The sequence below is a fragment of the Streptomyces sp. NPDC091282 genome (assembly GCF_044757385.1).
Classification (GTDB): Bacteria; Actinomycetota; Actinomycetes; order Streptomycetales; family Streptomycetaceae; genus Streptomyces; species Streptomyces gramineus.
The window spans coordinates 375,176-393,683 of record NZ_JBIVUX010000005.1; the positions used below are offsets into that span (position 1 = coordinate 375,176).

An 18,508-nucleotide genomic window follows, 5' to 3' on the forward strand; every position below is an offset into this window, starting at 1 on the left:
GTGCAGTACGGCGGGATTCTGGTGCCGTGGTGGAACGGAAGGGACGGCATGTACGGCTGGATCTGGCGGCATCTGCCGGGCAGCGTGTGGGTGAGGGCGTTGATCTCACTCGTGCTGGTCCTGGCCGTGGTCTATGTCCTCTTCCAGTACGTCTTCCCCTGGGCCGAACCACTGCTGCCCTTCAACGATGTGACGGTGGACAACCAGTGAGCGCGCGGATTCTCGTCGTCGACAACTACGACAGCTTCGTCTTCAACCTGGTCCAGTACCTCTACCAGCTGGGCGCCGAGTGCGAGGTGCTGCGCAACGACGAGGTGTCGACGGCGCACGCCCAGGACGGCTTCGACGGCGTCCTGCTCTCGCCCGGCCCCGGTACGCCGGAGCAGGCCGGCGTCTGCGTGGAGATGGTCCGCCACTGCGCCGCCACCGGCGTGCCGGTCTTCGGTGTCTGCCTCGGCATGCAGTCCATGCAGGTGGCGTACGGCGGTGTGGTGGACCGGGCCCCGGAACTGCTGCACGGCAAGACCTCGCCGGTCGAGCACGAGGGCAAGGGGGTCTTCGCCGGGCTGCCGAGCCCGTTCACCGCGACCCGCTACCACTCGCTCGCGGCCGAGCCGGCCACCGTGCCGGCCGAACTGGAGGTCACGGCCCGCACCCACGACGGGATCATCATGGGCCTCAGGCACCGTGAACTCCCGGTCGAGGGAGTGCAGTTCCATCCCGAGTCGGTACTGACCGAGCACGGGCACCGGATGCTGGCCAACTGGCTGGTGGAGTGCGGTGACCAGGGGGCCGTGGCGAGGTCGGCGGGGCTCGCCCCGGTGGTGGGTAGGGCCACGGCGTGACCGCGCTGCGCCCCGAGCGCGAGACCGATACCTCGTACGGGGATCAGTCGTACGGGGGACCGAGCGCGCTCGGGGACACGGCGCACCTCCCGCCGATGGACGACGAGACCGTGGCGCTGCGGATCCCCGATCCGCCGCCCATATCGGCCTCTGCGGGCACGGCGGCATCATCGGCCTCCGGAGTCCCAGGGGGCGGCCGAGCGGCCCGCAGAAAGGCAGCCAGGCGGCGCGGTGGCCGTCACGGCGGCGCAGCGGAGAGCGCGCCGCCGGAGGACGGTCCGTCGGGGCGTCCGCTCTCCCGGGTGGAGGCCCGCCGGCAGGCGAAGCTGCGCAAGCCGAGCCCGGCCGTCATGGCGAGCCGGGCGATAGGAGAGGTGTTCATCACCACCGGCGTGCTGATGCTGCTGTTCGTCACCTATCAGCTGTGGTGGACCAACGTCCGGGCCCATGCCCAGGCGGGCAGCGAGGCCAGCAGCCTGCAGAAGGACTGGGAGAGCGGCAAGCGCGCGCCCGGCGTCTTCGCCCCCGGACAGGGTTTCGCCATCCTGCACATCCCCAAGCTGGACGTCGTGGCGCCGATAGCGGAGGGCGTCAGCAACAAGAAGGTCCTCGACAAGGGCATGGTCGGCCACTACGGCGAGGGTGCCCTGAAGACCGCGATGCCGCAGGACAAGGCCGGCAACTTCGGTCTGGCCGCGCACCGCAACACGCACGGCGAGCCGTTCCGGTACATCAACCGGCTGACGGCCGGTGACGCGGTCGTGGTCGAGACGCAGGACGAGTACTTCGTGTACAAGGTGACGTCGATGCTGCCGGTGACGTCGCCGAGCAACGTGAGCGTGCTGGATCCGGTCCCGAAGGGATCGGGTTTCACCACGCCGGGCCGGTACATCACGCTGACCACCTGCACACCGGAGTTCACCAGCAAGTACCGGTTGATCGTGTGGGGCAAGATGGTCGAGGAACGCCCGCGCAGCAAGGGCAAGCCAGACGCGCTCGTCGAGTAAGGGCAGAGGCAGAGGAACAGTGGCAGCGACCGCCGACGACACCGAAGAGCAGACCGACGCGCAGGACGTGGTGCCGGGGCCGGGCCGCCGGCCGATCGGGCCGGTCGCGACGGCGGTCAGCTTCTTCGGTGAACTCCTCATCACGGCAGGCCTGGTGCTCGGCCTGTTCGTCGTCTACTCGCTCTGGTGGACGAACGTCATAGCGGACCGCAAGGCGGACCGGGAGGGCGACCGGGTCCGGGACACCTGGGCCCATCAGGACACCGGTCCCGGCGCGCTGAACACGAAGAACGGCATCGGCTTCCTGCACGTGCCGTCCATGAGGAACGGCGAGGTGCTGGTCGAGAAGGGCACCTCGACGGACGTCCTCAACGACGGCGTGGCCGGCTACTACACGGACCCGGCCAAGGCGATGCTGCCCACCACCGGCAAGAAGGGCAACTTCACCCTCGCCGCCCACCGCGACGGCCACGGCGCGAAGTTCCACAACATCGACAAGGTCAAGATCGGCGACCCGATCGTCTTCGAGACGCGGGACGACTGGTACGTCTACAAGGCCTACTCGATCCTCCCCGAGACCTCGAAGTACAACGTCAAGGTCCTCTCCCAGATCCCCAAGGAGTCCGGCAAGACCAAGCCGGGCCACTACATCACCCTGACGACGTGCACACCGGTCTACACGAGCCGCTACCGGTACGTGGTCTGGGGCGAACTGGTCCGCGTGCAGAAGGTCGACAGCGAGCGGACCCCGCCCAAGGAACTGGGCTGACGGGTCCTCCCGGGCGGGCAAGCCAGAGCCCCGGCGTCCTTCCCTGAGGAAGGGCGCCGGGGCTCTGTCGAACCGGGGGCCTCGGTCAGCCGTTGTTGCCGCCGATGAAGCCTCCGCCGCCGTTGCCGCCGTTGTTGCCGCCGACGTTCACCGTGGTGAGGGTGACCTGCGTGCCGCCGGGGTTGTCGACGGGGCTGTTGGCATTCGGGTCCTGGCCGATGACGCGGGCGTTGTCGCTGTTGTCACCGTTGAACTGGATGTTGGTGAAGCCGGCCGCCTGCAGGGTCTGCTTGGCCTGCTGGACGGTCTGGCCGACCACGCTCGGCACGGGCGTCTGCTGCTGCTGCTTGGCCTTGCCGATCTGGATGTTCACCGTGGAGTTCTTGTCGACCTGCGTGCCGTTCGCCGGGTCGGTCGAGACGACCTTGCCGACCAGGTTCGGGTCGTCGGTCTCCACCTCGGAGCAGTTGCCGGTCAGGTTGTTCGCCTGCATCTGCGCCTTGGCCTCGTCACAGGACTTGCCGCTGACGTCCGGGACCGTCGACTTCTCCGCGGCCTTGGCGACCTCCAGGGTGATGGTCGAGCCCTTTTCCTTCTCCGTGCCCGGGTCGGGGTTCTGACTCAGCACCGTGCCCTCGTCCTGGGTGGAGACGGTCTTGGTCACCTTGACCTTGAAGCCCTTGTCCTCCAACTGCGAGGTCGCATCGTCGATGTTCTTGCCGATCACGTTGTCGACGGCGACCTTCGGCGCGCCCGTCGACACCACCAGGCTGATCGTGTCGCCCTTGTTGACGTTCGCGGGGGCGGCCGGGTCCTGGGAGCAGACCTTGCCCTTCGGCTGGTTCTCACAGGGCTTCTTGGTCGGCGCCGCCAGTTTCAGGCCCGAGTTGTCGGCCATCTTCTGGGCGTCCGCGTAGGTCGAACCGACGAAGTTCGGGACGGCGAACGGTTTGTCGCCGCCGTTGCCGCTGACCACCCACTTGCCGATCAGGATCGAGCCGACCAGCACCAGTACGCCGGCGACCACGAGCAGGATCGTCGAGGTGTTGCTCTTCTTCTGCTGGCGCCGGCGGTCCGGGCGCTCGTCGTAGCCGTAGCCGCCGTCGTCCGGGTTCATCGGCGGCAGCATGGTCGTGGCGCCGGCGTCCGAGCGCATCGCTGTCGTCTGCTGGTCGTCGGGGTAGCCGTAGCCGACCGATCCCATGGCGGCGGTGGCGGCGACCGGCTGGCCGTCGAGGCAGGCCTCGATGTCGGCGCGCATCTCGTCGGCCGACTGGTACCGGTAGTTCGGGTCCTTGACCAGGGCCTTCAGGACGATGGCGTCCATCTCGGGCGTGATCTCGGGGTCGAAGACCGACGGGGACTGCGGTTCCTCGCGGACGTGCTGGTAGGCGACGGCCACCGGGGAGTCGCCCACGAACGGCGGCCGTACCGTCAGCAGCTCGTAGAGCAGGCAACCCGTCGAGTACAGGTCCGAGCGGGCGTCGACCTGCTCGCCCTTGGCCTGCTCCGGGGAGAGGTACTGGGCGGTGCCGATGACCGCGGCCGTCTGGGTCATGGTCATGCCGGAGTCGCCCATGGCGCGGGCGATGCCGAAGTCCATGACCTTGACCTGGCCGTTGCGCGTGAGCATGACGTTCGCCGGCTTGATGTCACGGTGGACGATGCCGCTGCGGTGCGCGTACTCCAGGCCCTGGAGGATGCCGATGGTCATTTCCATCGCGCGTTCGGGCAGCAGCTTGCGACCGGAGTGCAGCAGCTCACGGAGTGTCGAGCCGTCCACGTACTCCATGACGATGTACGGGATCGAGACCCCGTCGATGTAGTCCTCGCCCGTGTCGTAGACCGCGACGATCGCGGGATGGTTGAGCGAGGCGGCCGACTGGGCCTCCCGGCGGAACCGGGCCTGGAAGGACGGATCGCGTGCGAGGTCCGCGCGCAGCGTCTTCACCGCCACCGTGCGGCCGAGCCGGGTGTCATGCGCGAGGTAGACCTCCGCCATGCCACCACGGCCGAGCACGTGGCCCAGTTCGTACCGGCCGCCTAGGCGACGCGGCTCTTCCATAGTTCCCTACCAGCCCTCTCCGTCGGTCCCGACCGGCACGGGTGTGCGGTCGGAGGCTGCCGTCCGGGCCTACCGTACCCGGCTGAGTTTGTGTGACCTGGCCAAGCCCGTAACCCGATACAGGACCGGTATGTCAACGTGCACCGATGTGAAGGGGACGTGAGCGGGGTCACTTCTTGGAGTTGATGACCGCCTCCATCACGCTCTTCGCGATCGGGGCCGCGAGGCCGCCGCCGGAGATGTCGTCACGGTTGGCCTGGTCGTCCTCGATCACGACGGCGACGGCGACGGGCTTGCTGCCGTCGGGGAGCTTCGCGTAGGAGATGAACCAGGCGTACGGGTTCTCGCTGTTCTCCACACCGTGCTGGGCCGTACCGGTCTTGCCGCCCACGGTGACGCCGTTGATCTGGGCGTTCGTGCCGGTGCCCTGCTTGACCACCGTCTCCATCATCGACTGGAGGACCTGGGCGTTCGCTGCGGACAGCGGCTGGCTCATCTCCTCGGGGTCGGTCTGGGAGATGGTGTCCAGGTTCGGCGACTGGAGCTTGTCGATCATGTACGGCTTCATCAGCTTGCCGTCGTTGGCGACCGCGGAGGCGACCATGGCCATCTGCAGCGGGGTCGCGGCGGTGTTGTACTGGCCGATCGAGGACAGCGCGGTCTGCGACTGGTTCATGTCGTCGGAGAAGACCGAGGCGCTGGAGCGGACCGGGGTGAACTGCTCCTGGTCGAAGCCGAACTTCTTGGCCTCGGCGAGCATCTTGTCGTTGCCGAGGTCGGCGCCGATCTTGCCGAAGACGGTGTTGCAGGAGTACCGCAGCGCGATCCGCATGGTCGCGTTCTTGCAGGGGATGGTGCCCTCGTTCTTCAGCTCGGTGGTGGTACCCGGCATGACGTACGGCAGCGGGGACTTCGTGGCCTCGTCCGCGGAGGTGTACAGCCCGTTCTGGAGCGCGGCCGCGGCGGTGACCACCTTGAAGGTGGAGCCCGGCGGGTAGGTCTCGCGCAGCGCCCGGTTCAGCATCGGGTCGCTCGGGTTGTACTTCTTCTGCAGCTTCTTCCAGGCCTCGGCGTCGGTGTCCGAGGCGCCGGCGAAGGCCGAGGGGTCGTACGAGGGGTAGCTCGCCAGGGCCAGGATCTTGCCCGTGGCGGGGTCCAGGGCGACCACCGCGCCCTTGCCGCCCTGCTTCTTCAGCCCGTTGTAGGCGGCGTTCTGGGCGGCGGCGTTGAGGGTGGTGACGACGTTGCCGCCGGACCGCTGCTTGCCGGTGATCATGTCGAGGGTGTTGCGGAAGAAGAGCCGGTCGTCGTCGCCGGTGAGGATGCCGTCCTCCAGGGACTCCAGCTGGTTGGCGCCGAAGGCCTGGGAGGCGTAGCCGGTGACCGGGGCCCACATGGGCCCGTTCTTGTACGTCCGCTTGTACTTCAGGTCGTTGAGACCCGAGGAGCTGGACGCCGTGGAGCCGGTGACCGGGTCGCCGTCGACGATGATGTCGCCGCGCGGGGTGGAGTAGCGGGCGATGGTGACGCGGCGGTTCTTCGGGTCGGTCTTGAGGGTGTCCGCCTTGACGTACTGGAGCCAGTTGTCCCGCAGCAGCAGGGTGAGGACCAGCAGGCCGCAGAAGATCGCGATCCGGCGCAGGGGCTTGTTCATGAGGGGCGCACCACCTGGGTCATCTCGGCGTCGGGGTTGGCGGCGGGGGCGGGCGCCGGGCGGCGCGCCGTGTCGCTGATTCTGATGAGGATGCCGATGAGAGCCCAGTTGGCGATCACGGAGGAACCGCCGTAGGCCAGGAACGGCATGGTCATACCGGTCAGCGGGATCAGGCCCATCACACCGCCCGCGACGACGAAGACCTGGAGCGCGAAGGCGCCGGACAGGCCGACGGCGAGCAGCTTGCCGAACGGGTCGCGGGCGGCGAGCGAGGTGCGCACACCGCGCTCCACGATCAGCCCGTAGATCAGCAGGAGCGCCATGATGCCGGCCAGGCCCAGCTCCTCGCCGAAGGTGGCGAGCACGAAGTCCGAGTTGGCGGCGAACCTGATGAGGTCCGAGTGGCCCTGGCCGAGGCCGGCGCCGAGGGTGCCGCCGGAGCCGAAGGCCCACAGGGCCTGCATGGACTGCTCGGAGTGGCCGGCGACGCCCTGCTGGCTGAGCGTGTACTCCTTCATCGGGTCGAGCCAGGCCTGCACACGCTGCTGGACGTGCGGTTCGAAGCTGGCCACGCCGACCGCGCCGGCGCCGGACATCAGCAGACCGAAGACGATCCAGCTGGTCCGCTCGGTGGCGACGTACAGCATGATGACGAACATGCCGAAGAACAGGAGCGAGGTGCCGAGGTCGGTCTCGAATACCAGGATGAGGATCGAGATGAACCAGACGACCAGGATCGGGCCGAGGTCGCGGCCGCGCGGCAGGTAGAGGCCGACGAAGCGGCGGCTGGCGAGCGCGAGGGCGTCCCGCTTCACCATGAGGTACCCGGCGAAGAAGATCGCCAGGACGATCTTGGCGAACTCACCGGGCTGGATGGAGAAGCCGGCGATCGAGATCCAGATCTTCGCGCCGTAGATGTTGGCGCCCAGGCCCGGGACCAGCGGGAGCAGCAGGAGGAACAGCGCGCCGACCATCGAGATGTAGGTGTAGCGCTGCAGGACGCGGTGGTCCTTGAGGAACACCAGCACCACGATGAAGAGCGCGATGCCCATGGCCGTGTAGAGCAGCTGGCGGGGCGCGGCGGTGCCGGCCTGCTTGATGGACTGCAGCAGCTTGGACTGGTCGAGTCTCCAGATGACGACCAGGCCGAGCCCGTTGAGCAGGGTGGCCAGCGGCAGCAGCAGCGGGTCCGCGTACGGGGCGAACTTGCGGACGGCGAGGTGGGCGACGGCGGCCAGGAGGCCCAGGCCCAGGCCGTAGCTCAGCAGTCCGGCGGGGACCTTGTCGTTGATGGCCAGGCCCACGTTGGCGTAGGCGAACACCGGGATGGCGACGGCGAACACCAGGAGCGCGAGCTCGGTGTTGCGCCGGCTCGGGGTGCCGATGGAGCCGATGGTGGACGTGTGGTTCGTCGACGTGTTGGTAGTACTGCTCATCGTGTGACAGGGCCTCTCACGGCTTGCCTACTGCTTACCGCACAGCGAGACGACCTTCTGCTCATCCTCCGAGAGGGTGGGGCCGGGGCTGGGGGTCGCTGAGGTGGACGGGGACGGTGACGCCGTGGAGGACGCCGAGTTCGAGGGGCTTGGCGAGGCCTTGGACGTGAGCGACGTCTTGGTGGTTCCCGTGGTGCCCGCGGTCTGGCCCTTGTCGGTCTTGGAGCTGGTCTTGGACCCGGCCGCCGCGCGCTCCGACTCCTTCTTGCAGGCTGAGGCCTGCACGGCCAGCTCCTGGACCTTCGACCGGGCGTCGGTGAGCCCGCCTTCGGCGATGGTGGCCTTGACCTGCTTCTGCTGGTACGGCGGCAGGTACTTGAGTTCGATCTCGGGGTGGTCCGTCTCCACCTTCGAGAGCGACACCCAGGCCAGGTCCTGGCTGATGCCCTGGTAGAGCGCGACGTGCTCGCCGTTGGCGCCGACGTAGTACTGGGTCTGCGTCCAGCGGTAGCCGCCGTACAGGCCCCCGCCGATCACGGCGAGGGCGAGGATGCCGAAGAAGGATCTCTTCAGCCACCGGCGGCCCTTGCGGGGCTTGACGAAGTCGTCGTCGGTGTAGTCGCCGAAACTGCCGGCCGGCGTGTATCCGGTGGTGTCGCCGGAGCCGGGCGGGCCGAACTCGCCGCCCCCGCCCTGGCCGGGCACCTGGCGGCCGAGGTTCGAGGCACGGCCGGCCGGGGTCTGCATGAAGCCGTTGTCGTGCAGGTGGTGCTGGTTCTCGGCGACGGCGCCGACCACGACCGGGGTGTCGGAGAGCTGCCCGGCGAGGGTGTCCCCGGTGTCCAGGTCGAGGACGTCGGCGATGATGACCGTGATGTTGTCCGGGCCGCCGCCGCGCAGCGCGAGCTGGATCAGCTCCTGCACGGTCTCCTGCGGTCCCTGGTAGCTGGCGAGGGTCTCCTCCAGGGTCTGGTGGGAGACGACGCCGGAGAGCCCGTCGGAGCAGATGAGGTAACGATCACCCGCGCGCACCTCGCGGATGGACAGGTCGGGCTCGACATGGTCGCCGCTGCCGAGGGCGCGCATGAGCAGCGAGCGCTGCGGGTGCGTGGTCGCCTCTTCCTCGGTGATCCGGCCCTCGTCGACGAGCCGCTGCACCCAGGTGTGGTCCTGGGTGATCTGCGTGAGCAGGCCGTCCCGCAGCAGGTACGCGCGGGAGTCGCCGACGTGCACCAGGCCGAGCCGCTGCCCGGTCCACAGCAGGGCGGTCAGGGTGGTCCCCATGCCCTCCAGCTGCGGGTCCTCCTCGACCATGGCGCGCAACTGGTCGTTGGCGCGCTGCACGGCGTGGCCGAGGGAGGTGAGGATGTCGGAGCCGGGCACGTCGTCGTCGAGCGTGACCAGGGTGGAGATCACCTCGGAGGAGGCGACCTCACCGGCGGCCTGGCCGCCCATGCCGTCGGCGATGGCGAGCAGGCGGGGACCGGCGTAGCCGGAGTCCTCGTTGCCCTCCCGGATCATGCCTTTGTGCGATCCGGCGGCGAAGCGCAGTGACAGACTCATGCGCACCTCGCCCGTCGGCTCCGGGTACATCCGCACGGTGCCCACCCTCCGGTCGGGAGCGCGCCGGGGACCGGCGTCCGGTCCGCCGCCGCGTGCTCGCTCCGCTCGCGCCTATCCATGATGTAGCACTACTTCCGCAGCTCGATGACGGTTTTGCCGATGCGGATCGGCGCGCCCAGCGGGATCGGCGTGGGAGTCGTCAGCCGGGACCGGTCCAGATACGTGCCGTTCGTGGATCCGAGGTCCTCGACGATCCACTGGCCGTCGCGGTCCGGGTAGATCCTGGCATGGCGGCTGGAGGCGTAGTCGTCGTCCAGCACGATCGTGGAGTCGTGGGCGCGGCCCAGGGTGATGGTCTGCCCCTGGAGGGCGACCGTCGTACCCGTGAGCGTGCCCTCGGAGACGACGAGCTTGCTGGGTGCGTTGCGCCGTCGGCCGCTGCCGGCCGCCTGCTGCTGGCCGCGCTGCTGCGGAGGCGCGGCCTGCTGGCGGGCGGCGGGCTGCTGCCGGCGTCCTTCTTCCCTACGCGATCCGCGCTGGGTGACGCGCGTACCGAACAGGTCGCTGCGGATGACCTGCACGGCCACGATCACGAACAGCCACAGTACGGCCAGGAAACCCAGCCGCATGACCGTGAGGGTCAGCTCTGACATTGCCCCCGCTTCACCCTTCGGCTTGCCGGTAAATGATGGTGGTGCTGCCCACGACGATCCGCGAGCCGTCGCGGAGCGTAGCGCGGGTGGTGTGCTGCCCGTCCACCACGATGCCGTTGGTGGACCCGAGATCCTGGATCGTCGAGGGCGTTCCGGTCCGGATCTCGCAGTGCCGGCGGGAGACGCCGGGGTCGTCGATCCGCACGTCGGCCTCGGTGCTGCGGCCCAGCACGAGCGTCGCGCGGGAGATCTGATGGCGGGTGCCGTTGATCTCGATCCAGTAGCGGGTGCGGGAGCCGGGCGCCGGGGCGCCGACCGGCCCGGAGGGGCCGGCGGGCCGCTGGGCCGCGGGCTGCGCCGGCTGCGGGTAGCCGTAGCCGGCCGGGCGCTGCGGAGCGCCGGGCGGCGGTGAGCTGGGCATGGGCGGGGCCGCGGCGGACTGCGGGTAGCCGTAGCCGCCCTGTCGCTGCGGGGCGCCGCCGGCGGGCGCGCGATCGGGCGCGGCCTGCTGGTTGCTGGAGGAGGCGAGGGTGCGGCTGCGCACCCGGTACAGGCCGGTGTCCAGGTCCTCGGCCTTCTCCAGGTTGACCTTGATCGGCCCCATGAAGGTGTAGCGCTGCTGCTTGGCGTAGTCGCGGACCATCCCGGCCAGCTCGTCACCGAGCTGTCCGGAGTAGGGGCTGAGCCGCTCGAAGTCGGGAGCGCTCAGCTCGACGATGAAGTCATTGGGTACGACGGTCCGGTCGCGGTTCCAGATGGTCGCGTTGTTGTCGCACTCGCGCTGCAGCGCACCGGCGATCTCCACGGGCTGGACCTCGGACTTGAACACCTTCGCGAAGGTGCCGTTGACCAGACCTTCGAGACGCTGCTCGAACTTCTTCAGGACTCCCACAGGGCACCTCCTCTGTCGCGTTGCCCGTACGGCTTGCCTTACCGCTACTGCTCACTGATCGTATCTACGCGCCCGGCAATCAGCCGGTTCCCCCAGCGGCCCCCCTTCGAACTCCTCGGCGTGCTTCTTCCCGTCCGGGATCGGCACTCCGCTGCCAAGGATCGTAGAGGCGGCTCACGACCAGTGTCCCGCACCCGGCTGCGGACCCGATCCCTCTGTGGACAGATGGCCTGGACCGGTACGAGGTTGATACGTGACCGCAGACTGCTCGGTACGTGGACTTCAGGTGAGCGCTGCCCGCGGATAAGGGATGTGAACCCACCTCCTCCCACGTGCTAGTGTTCTGCATGTCGGAAGGCGCCGCCCCGAAAGAAACACAGGGGCCGGAGACGGAAGACACACCCAATGCGCGGGTGGCGGAATAGGCAGACGCGCTGGATTCAGGTTCCAGTGCCCGCAAGGGCGTGGGGGTTCAACTCCCCCCTCGCGCACAGAGGCAGAGGGCCCATCGTGATCACGATGGGCCCTCTTGCTGTGCTCTCGTCGTCCCGGGCCTGGGTCCAGGGCCCGACGTTTCCCGGGGGCGGGCCAGGACCCGACACCTCGGTGTGGTGATGTGATTTTCCTGCCGGTGTGAGGTGTCTCTCACCGGGCGGTCGAGGGCTCGGTCACCGGACCGGCGGGTGCGGTTCCGGGGCGGCCGCGAAGTTGTCCACAGGGTCTGCCGGGGTCCCGGCGCCCACCTGTACCGTTTTCCCGAGTTGATGTTCGTGCGGGCGGGATGCGCGGAGTACGGGGGAGGCGGTCGACGTGACCGGACGGGAAGAGACGGCGACGGCCGAGGCGCGCAAGCTGCCCTCGCCGAGGGGCTTCGCACGGTGGCCCGTGGAGGGCTCGCCCAAGGAGGAGGGCAAGGCGCTCCGTTCTGCCGTGCCGCGCAGCGCTCACGCGGCCCTGGACGTGGACGGCTCCCGGCCCGACGCGGTGAGCGCGGTCGAGGAGTCCAACCGTGACCGTATTCCGGAGCTGGTCCCGATACGGGTCGGCAGGATGGCGGCGAGCCCGTTCGCGTTCCTGCGCGGCTCGGCCGGCCTGATGGCGCACGACCTGGCCCGCACCCCCATGACCAGGATCGCCACCCAGATCTGCGGCGACGCCCACGCGGCCAACTTCGGCCTGTACGGAGACCCGCGCGGCGACCTGGTCATCGATCTGAACGACTTCGACGAGACGGTGCCCGGCCCCTGGGAGTGGGACCTCAAGCGGCTCGCCGCCTCCCTGGTCCTCGCCGGGCGCGAGGCGGGCGCCGACGAGGACACCTGCCGCAAGGCCGCGGGCGACGCGGCCGGCGCCTACCGCCGCACCATGCGCCTGCTGGCGAAGCTCCCGGTGCTGGACGCGTGGAACGCCATCGCGGACGAGGAACTGGTCTCCCACTCCGACGCCCACGACATGCTCGGCACCCTGCACCGGGTCTCGGAGAAGGCCCGCGCCAACACCAGCGGCCGGTTCGCGGCCCGCTCCACCGAGCCCACCGGGAACGGCGGCCGCCGCTTCGTCGACGCGGCACCGGTGCTGCGCCGGGTCACGGACGCGGAGGCGGAGGCGGTCGTCGCCGGGCTGGAGCACTACGTCACCACCCTCTCCGAGGACCGCCACCCCCTGCTCGCCCGGCACGCCCCGCACGATGTCGCCTTCCGCATAGTCGGCACCGGCAGCGTCGGCACCCGGTCCTACGTCGTGCTGCTCCTCGACCACCGCGACGAGCCGCTGATCCTCCAGGTCAAGGAGGCCCGTCCGTCCGCGCTCGTGCCGCACCTGGCGACGGCCGGTTTCGACGCGCCCGCCGCCGGTCACGAAGGGCGCCGGGTGGTCCTGGGACAGAAGCGGATGCAGGTCGTCAGCGACATCCTGCTCGGCTGGACCACGGTCTCCGGCCGGCCCTTCCAGGTCCGCCAGTTCCGCAACCGCAAGGGCAGCGTCGACCCGGCAGCCCTGGCGTCCGACCAGATCGACGACTACGGCCGGATGACCGGCGCCCTGCTGGCCCGCGCCCACTCGCACGGCGCCGACCCCCGGCTGATCGCCGGCTACTGCGGCAAGAACGAGGAACTGGACGAGGCGATCGCCGCGTTCGCGGTGGCCTACGCGGACCGCACGGAGGAGGACCACGAGGAACTGGTGACCGCGGTCCGGGCGGGCCGGATCCCGGCGGAACTCGGGGTGTGACCGCGGGCGACGGGTTCCGGGCCCCGCGGTGAGGCGCGCCGCGGGACGGGGCCGCGGCGGGCCCGCCGTCCCGGACGCCCCCCCCCGCGTGGCCCGCGGAGATCGGGCCGCCGGGTGGGTGGCGGCCACCGCCGGGGACGACAGGCCCTAGTCTGGTCGGGTGACGACCCCGGAAGCTGAGCAGCCTGAGGCACCGCGGCCCGAGGAACGCCTGGAGCGGTCCGTGCGGGCCGCCGAGCAGGCGCTGATCGAGTTCGAGATCGCGGTCGAGACCTTCCGTGTCGAGGTCGAGAACTTCTCGCGCCTGCACGAGCAGAAGCTCGGCCCGTTCTATCTCCGCCTGGAAGAGCTGGACGCCCGGATCGCCGAGGCGAAGGCCGCCCGCACCGGCGACCCCGAGGACGTCCGCGCCGCCGAGGAGGCCCGCGCCAGGGTCCTGCCCATCCCCGGCGTCGAGGACCTGCTGCACGGCTGGATGGACGGCGACGGCCTGTTCCCGGAGGCCGTCGCCATGCTCACCGAGCAGGAGGTACGGCCTCCGCAGCGGGTGCGGCCCAGCGAGGAGGCCCGCCGGCTCTACCGCGACCTGGCCCGCAAGGCCCATCCCGACCTGGTGCCGGAGGGGGCCGAGCAGGAGCGCCGCGAGGAGTTCCTGACCCGGGTCAACGCGGCCTACGCCCGTGGCGACGAGGCCCTGCTGCGGGAGCTGGCCGCGGAGTGGGAGGCCGGTCCGGTCCCGCCCGAGCGCAGGCCCAGCCGCGCCGAGGAGCTGTACGCCCGCCTGGAATGGCTCTCCGAGCGCAAGGAACTGCTCACCCTGGTCGCAAGGGAACTGGAGGACGGTCCCATCGCAGGCCTGCTCCGGCTGGCCCCCGAGGACCCCGACGGCCTCCTCGACGAGATCGCCGAGAAGCTCCGCAAGGACGTCGCCGAGCGGGAGACGGAACTGGCCGCGCTGCTCGCCCAGGAGTAGCGGTCGGGTAGCGTCGAAGGCATGAACTTCGCAGCGCGTGTGCCCACGGTCGAGGTCACGGACCTCAAGGACGGCGACTTCCTGCTGGACGTCCGCGAGGACGACGAGTGGGAGGCGGGCCACGCCGCGGGCGCCCTGCACATCCCGATCAGCGAGTTCGCCGCCCGCTACGGCGAGTTCACCGAGGCCGCTCCCCAGGACGGCCGGGTCAACGTCATCTGCCGTTCCGGCGGCCGCTCGGCGCAGGTCACGATGTACCTCGTCCAGCAGGGCATCGACGCGGTGAACGTGGACGGCGGCATGCAGGTCTGGCAGGCGGCGGGCCGCGAGGTCGTCACGGACGCCGGAGAGCCGGGCTTCGTCGTCTGACGCGCCCCGAGGCGGAGCGCACGGCCCGAGGGGCACGGGAAACCGCACGGCCGGCCCGCACCGGGTCACACACCGTGCGGCCCGGTGCCCTTCGTCACCCCTTCACCCCAGCGCATGGGCGGCCAGCAGGTCGCCGAGCGCCTCCTCGTGGGCCGCCGCCGGCCCGAGCGCCAGCTCCAGCTGCTTGGCCCAGGCGTGGTAGCGGTGCAGCACATACTCCGTGTCGGCCCCGAACCCTCCGTGCAGGTGCTGCGCGGTCTGCACCACCCGCCGTACCCCCTCCGCCGCCCAGATCTTCGCCACCGCCACGTCACCGGCCGCCGGCAGTGCCCCGGCCGCGCCGGAGGCGATCCGCCAGGCCGCCTGCCACAGCGTGGCCTCCATGGCCCGCAGGTCGATGTACCGGTCGGCGGCCTGCACGGCGACCGCCTGGAAGGTGGCGACGGGATGCCCGAACTGTTCCCGCCTGCCGGTGTACTCGCCGGTCATCCGCAGCACCCTCTCGCCCACCCCGAGCGCCAGCGCGCAGGTCCCGGTGGTCAGCAGCTCCCGCAGCCACTCCCAGGCCCCCTCGGCCGTCACCACGTCCGGCCCGGCGACCCGCGCTGACTCCAGCCGCAGCTCACCGAGCCGTTCCCCGCTGGTCGACACCTGCTCGCCGAGCGTGACCCCGGCAGCCGAGGGCGCCACCAGCGCCAGCACGCTCCGGTCGCCGTCGGTGTGCGCCGGTACGACGACGAGGTCGGCGTCGTAGGCCCACGGCACCGCCGTCTGCACGCCGTCCAGCACCCAGGTCCCGCCGTCGCGGCGGGCGGTCACCGCCAGCTCGGCCGGGTCGTGCCCGGTACGTCCGCTCGCGGCGACGGTCAGCACGAGTTCGCCGCGGCCCGCCGGCGCCAGCAGCCGGTCCCGCAGCTCCTCGTCGCCGTACGCCTGCACGGCGGCCAGCGCCGCGCTGTTCTCCAGCAGCGGCACCCGGGCCAGCACCTTCGCCGATTCCCGCAGCACCAGGCAGAGCGCGATCGCGTCCAGCCCCGCGCCGCCGTGCTCCTCGGCCGGCAGCAGGCTCAGCAGGTCCGCGGCGGCCAGCGTCTCCCAGAGCTCCCGGTCGAAGTGGTCCGCGACGGCGCCGGTGGTCAGCGCCGGGCTCGGCACCGCGTCCGGCGCCACCGCGGCGAACACCCCGCGCGCCGCCTCGGCCGCCGCCAACTGCTCCTCGGTGAAGGTGAAGTCCACGGTCCTGTCCTCCCGGCCGGTCCGCTGATCTGACGGTCCGTCAAGATAGAACAGGTTCTAGAAGAAGGGAACCGAAAACCCCTCCGATCACCAGCTCCTTCCGTCGTAGGCTGACGGCCGCTGTCCGCCGACGCGGGGCGGACACACGAGGGAGGACACATGGGGATCCGAAGCCTGACCCGCATCGAGGCCGAGCGCCGGTCGGCACTGGTGACGGTCGAGCGGTACGACATCGCCATCGACCTGACCGCCCTGCCCGACGGGCCGGAGATCCGCTGCGTCTCGACGATCGCCTTCGGCTGCTCGGAGCCGGGAGCCGAGACCTTCGTCGACTGCGCGGCCGAGGTCCGCTCCGCCACCCTCAACGGCACCCCCCTCACCCCGGGCGACGACGGCCGGATCCCGCTGCCCGCCCTGGCCGCGCACAACGTGCTGCGGGTCGAGAGCGTCCAGGCCGACACCACGACCAGCCCGGGCGCCCACCGGGCCGTCGACCCCGCCGACGGCGAGGTCTACCTCTGGACCAGCTTCGAACCGGACGAGGCCCGCTACGTCTGGGCCTGCTTCGACCAGCCCGACCTCAAGGCCCCGCACGCCTTCACCGTCACCGCCCCGGCCGCCTGGACCGTCCTGAGCAACTCCGGCGACCCGCGCGTCGAGGAGCAGGGCACGGCCCGCCGCTGGAGCTTCCCCGACACCCCGCCGCTGTCCGTGTACAACACCGTCGTCAACGCGGGCCCCTTCCACGGGATCCGCCGCGAGGCCGACGGCCACGACCTCGGCGTCTTCGCCCGCCGCTCGCTCGCCGAGGTCCTGGAACGCGACGCCGACGAGATCTTCACGCTGACCCGCCAGGGCCTCGCGTTCTACGCCGAGGCCTTCGCGATGCCGTTCCCGCAGCGCAAGTACGACCAGGTCTTCATGCCCGAGTTCGGCGGCGCGATGGAGAACTACGGCTGCGTGACCTGGTCGGACATGTTCCTGCGCCGGGCCACGCCCACCCACGCGGAGCGCGAGGTGCTCGCCGTCGTGCTGCTGCACGAGATGGCGCACATGTGGTTCGGCAACATCGTCACCATGCGCTGGTGGGACGACCTCTGGCTGAACGAGGCGTTCGCCGAGTTCGCCTGCCACTGGGCCGCCGAGGGCGCCACCCGCTACACCGACGTCTGGGCCGGCCACCTCGCGGGCGGCAAGCTCCGGGCCTACCTCTCCGACCAGGGCCCGGTCTCCCACCCGATCCACCAGCCCATCCACGATGTCGCCCAGGCCGCGTCGATCTTCGACAACATCACGTACCCCAAGGGCGCCTCCGTCCTCCAGCAGCTGAAGACCTATGTCGGCGAGGACCGGTTCCGCACCGGGATGGCCGCCTACTTCGCCCGTCACGCCTGGGGCACCACCACCCTCCAGGACCTGATCGACGCCCTCGCCGAGGCCGGCGACCGGTCCCTCGCCACCTGGCGGAAGTCCTGGCTGGAGACGGCCGGCACCGACCGCTTCACCCTGGAGCACGACGGCGACACCGTCACCCTGGTCGCCGACGGCACCCCGCGCCCGCAGGTCCTGGCGATCGGCGCGTACGACCGCGCGGGCGACGCCCTCGAACGCACCGCGCTGGTGCGCGTCGAGGTGGCCGAGCCCCGCACCCCGGTCACCGGCCTTCCCGCCACGTCCCACCTCCTCCTGATCAACGACGACGACCTCACCTTCGCGACCACCCGCCCGGACGCCGCCACCCGCGACACCCTCTTCGCCGCGGCGGCCCGGCTGCCCACGGCCATCTCCCGAGGCGTGGCCGCCGCCACCGTCTGGGACATGCTCACGGCCGGTGAGGCCACCGCGGCCGAGGCCGGACACTGCCTCACCGCGGTCCTCGCCGCCGAGACCTCCGACGCCGTGATCGAACCCCTCCTGACCCTCGTCACCGCCATCGCCGAACTGTGGGCCCCGGACGCCGACCGTCCGGCGCTGACCGAGGCCGTGGCCGCGGCCTGCCTGCGGCTCGCCGACGACCCGGGCCGCCGCCAGGTGGCCCTGCGCGGCCTGGCCCGCACCGCGACCGCCGAGGGCCTGGCCCGGCTCCGCGAGCAGGCCGGCGACGACGTGGACCTGCGCTGGCGCGCCCTGGTCCGCGAGGCCGAGCTCGGCGGCGACATCACCGCCGAGTCCGCGGCCCTGCTCGCACGCGACCCCGACCCCGACGCCTGGGTCCGCGCCCTCACCGTCCGGGCCGCCCTGCCCGACCCGGCCGCGAAGGCCGAGGTCTGGCAGCAGGTGGCCGTGGACCGCACGGTGCCCGTGCAGTCGGTCGGCGCGGTGGCGGCCGCCTTCTGGCGCCCGGGCCAGGACGCCCTGCTCGCTCCCTACGCCGAGCACTACCTGACCGAGATCCCCCAGCTGGACCAGGGCGGAATGATCCCGGCGATGGTCTACACCTCCCAGCTCTTCCCGCTGTACGGGATCGACTCCGCATTCGTGGAGAAGGCGCAGCAGGCGGGCCAGGAGGCGGTCCCCGTGGTCCGCAAGACCCTCCTGGAACGCGCCGACACCGTCCTGCGGATGCTCCGCGCCCGCACCGCGAACGCCTGATCCGTCCGCCGCGCCCGGCCCCGGGGCGATCACCAGTCTCGGCGGCCGGGTCCCCGGCATCAACCGCTGTGGACAACCTCCCGCGCGGCCTGTGGAGAACGCGCCGAGGGGAGGTCTTTAGGGCCGTCCCCACCCGCCGCCGCACCGGCCGTGACCTGGGACGCGGGCCCCGGCCACGCGGCGCGGACACCGCCGCCGGGACCGGCCGCAGTGGTGATGGCCACG

General features: G+C 70.8%; 15 protein-coding genes and 1 tRNA gene. 9 read left to right on the forward strand and 7 right to left on the reverse strand.

Annotated features, from left to right (window positions below):
* The first annotated feature begins 48 nt into the window (after positions 1–48).
* Genes ACIQOE_RS25110 through ACIQOE_RS25125 form a run of 4 tightly spaced genes read left to right on the forward strand, consistent with a single transcriptional unit; the run spans position 49 to position 2,621 of the window.
* Positions 49–210: a hypothetical protein gene (locus ACIQOE_RS25110; RefSeq protein WP_339130468.1), complete on the forward strand. Its 162-nt coding sequence runs from the start codon at positions 49–51 to the stop codon at positions 208–210.
* A complete protein-coding gene (locus ACIQOE_RS25115; protein ID WP_351316620.1) occupies positions 207–845 on the forward strand; it encodes an aminodeoxychorismate/anthranilate synthase component II in 639 nt (212 codons plus the stop codon). Before ACIQOE_RS25110 ends, ACIQOE_RS25115 begins: the two co-directional genes overlap by 4 nt.
* Entirely contained in the window at positions 842–1,852 is a 1,011-nt protein-coding gene (locus tag ACIQOE_RS25120) for a class E sortase (protein ID WP_362639953.1), read from the forward strand. The genes ACIQOE_RS25115 and ACIQOE_RS25120 overlap by 4 nt, the downstream gene beginning before the upstream one ends.
* A 19-nt stretch (positions 1,853–1,871) precedes the next feature.
* Positions 1,872–2,621, forward strand: a complete 750-nt coding sequence (locus ACIQOE_RS25125) for a class E sortase (RefSeq protein WP_365559031.1) — start codon at positions 1,872–1,874, stop codon at positions 2,619–2,621.
* 85 nt (positions 2,622–2,706) lie between these two features.
* Here the strand turns inward: ACIQOE_RS25125 and pknB are convergent, their stop codons facing one another.
* The 6 genes from pknB to ACIQOE_RS25155 all read right to left on the reverse strand — a co-directional run bounded on the left by pknB (position 2,707) and on the right by ACIQOE_RS25155 (position 10,884).
* Positions 2,707–4,686 (reverse strand): Stk1 family PASTA domain-containing Ser/Thr kinase, encoded by a 1,980-nt coding sequence (gene pknB / locus ACIQOE_RS25130; protein ID WP_401413864.1) that lies wholly within the window; start codon positions 4,684–4,686, stop codon positions 2,707–2,709.
* Between the two features lie 169 nt (positions 4,687–4,855).
* Positions 4,856–6,340, reverse strand: a complete 1,485-nt coding sequence (locus ACIQOE_RS25135; protein WP_365569245.1) for a penicillin-binding protein 2 — start codon at positions 6,338–6,340, stop codon at positions 4,856–4,858.
* Positions 6,337–7,776 carry an FtsW/RodA/SpoVE family cell cycle protein gene (locus ACIQOE_RS25140; RefSeq protein WP_365559029.1) on the reverse strand — a complete coding sequence of 480 codons (1,440 nt, stop codon included), beginning with the start codon at positions 7,774–7,776 and terminating at the stop codon, positions 6,337–6,339. Before ACIQOE_RS25140 ends, ACIQOE_RS25135 begins: the two co-directional genes overlap by 4 nt.
* A gap of 27 nt (positions 7,777–7,803) precedes the next feature.
* On the reverse strand, positions 7,804–9,369 hold the full coding sequence (locus tag ACIQOE_RS25145; protein ID WP_399012066.1) for a Stp1/IreP family PP2C-type Ser/Thr phosphatase: 1,566 nt from the start codon (positions 9,367–9,369) through the stop codon (positions 7,804–7,806).
* A gap of 98 nt (positions 9,370–9,467) precedes the next feature.
* The gene (locus ACIQOE_RS25150; protein ID WP_351316637.1) at positions 9,468–9,992 is read right to left on the reverse strand and encodes an FHA domain-containing protein; all 525 of its coding nucleotides are present in this window, start codon (positions 9,990–9,992) and stop codon (positions 9,468–9,470) included.
* 10 nt (positions 9,993–10,002) lie between these two features.
* Entirely contained in the window at positions 10,003–10,884 is an 882-nt protein-coding gene (locus ACIQOE_RS25155) for a DUF3662 and FHA domain-containing protein (protein WP_362639964.1), read from the reverse strand.
* Between the two features lie 407 nt (positions 10,885–11,291).
* On the opposite strand from ACIQOE_RS25155, the gene ACIQOE_RS25160 reads away from it, so the two are divergent.
* The 4 genes from ACIQOE_RS25160 (at position 11,292) to ACIQOE_RS25175 (ending at position 14,455) form a co-directional block, all read left to right on the forward strand.
* A tRNA-Leu gene (locus tag ACIQOE_RS25160) sits at positions 11,292–11,375 on the forward strand.
* 319 nt (positions 11,376–11,694) lie between these two features.
* The gene (locus ACIQOE_RS25165; protein ID WP_401413867.1) at positions 11,695–13,113 is read left to right on the forward strand and encodes a DUF2252 domain-containing protein; all 1,419 of its coding nucleotides are present in this window, start codon (positions 11,695–11,697) and stop codon (positions 13,111–13,113) included.
* A gap of 160 nt (positions 13,114–13,273) precedes the next feature.
* The gene (locus ACIQOE_RS25170; protein ID WP_362639969.1) at positions 13,274–14,086 is read left to right on the forward strand and encodes a hypothetical protein; all 813 of its coding nucleotides are present in this window, start codon (positions 13,274–13,276) and stop codon (positions 14,084–14,086) included.
* Between the two features lie 39 nt (positions 14,087–14,125).
* Positions 14,126–14,455 carry a rhodanese-like domain-containing protein gene (locus ACIQOE_RS25175; protein WP_351317837.1) on the forward strand — a complete coding sequence of 110 codons (330 nt, stop codon included), beginning with the start codon at positions 14,126–14,128 and terminating at the stop codon, positions 14,453–14,455.
* A 102-nt stretch (positions 14,456–14,557) separates the two neighbouring features.
* Here the strand turns inward: ACIQOE_RS25175 and ACIQOE_RS25180 are convergent, their stop codons facing one another.
* Complete coding sequence (locus ACIQOE_RS25180) at positions 14,558–15,691, reverse strand: acyl-CoA dehydrogenase family protein (protein WP_401413869.1); 1,134 nt, start codon at positions 15,689–15,691, stop codon at positions 14,558–14,560.
* Positions 15,692–15,850: 159 nt separating this feature from the next.
* Between ACIQOE_RS25180 and pepN the strand changes: the two genes are divergently transcribed.
* Positions 15,851–18,283 (forward strand): aminopeptidase N, encoded by a 2,433-nt coding sequence (pepN, locus tag ACIQOE_RS25185; protein WP_401413871.1) that lies wholly within the window; start codon positions 15,851–15,853, stop codon positions 18,281–18,283.
* Positions 18,284–18,508: the final 225 nt, after the last annotated feature.

What these genes read in the sequence shown, in the direction of transcription:
- ACIQOE_RS25135 (WP_365569245.1), bottom strand. Translation starts at nt 6,340, where the DNA reads ATGAACAAGCCCCTGCGCCGGATCGCGATCTTCTGCGGCCTGCTGGTC.
- pepN (WP_401413871.1), top strand. Translation starts at nt 15,851, where the DNA reads ATGGGGATCCGAAGCCTGACCCGCATCGAGGCCGAGCGCCGGTCGGCA.
- ACIQOE_RS25145 (WP_399012066.1), bottom strand. Translation starts at nt 9,369, where the DNA reads ATGTACCCGGAGCCGACGGGCGAGGTGCGCATGAGTCTGTCACTGCGC.
- ACIQOE_RS25150 (WP_351316637.1), bottom strand. Translation starts at nt 9,992, where the DNA reads ATGTCAGAGCTGACCCTCACGGTCATGCGGCTGGGTTTCCTGGCCGTA.
- pknB (WP_401413864.1), bottom strand. Translation starts at nt 4,686, where the DNA reads ATGGAAGAGCCGCGTCGCCTAGGCGGCCGGTACGAACTGGGCCACGTG.
- ACIQOE_RS25110 (WP_339130468.1), top strand. Translation starts at nt 49, where the DNA reads ATGTACGGCTGGATCTGGCGGCATCTGCCGGGCAGCGTGTGGGTGAGG.
- ACIQOE_RS25140 (WP_365559029.1), bottom strand. Translation starts at nt 7,776, where the DNA reads ATGAGCAGTACTACCAACACGTCGACGAACCACACGTCCACCATCGGC.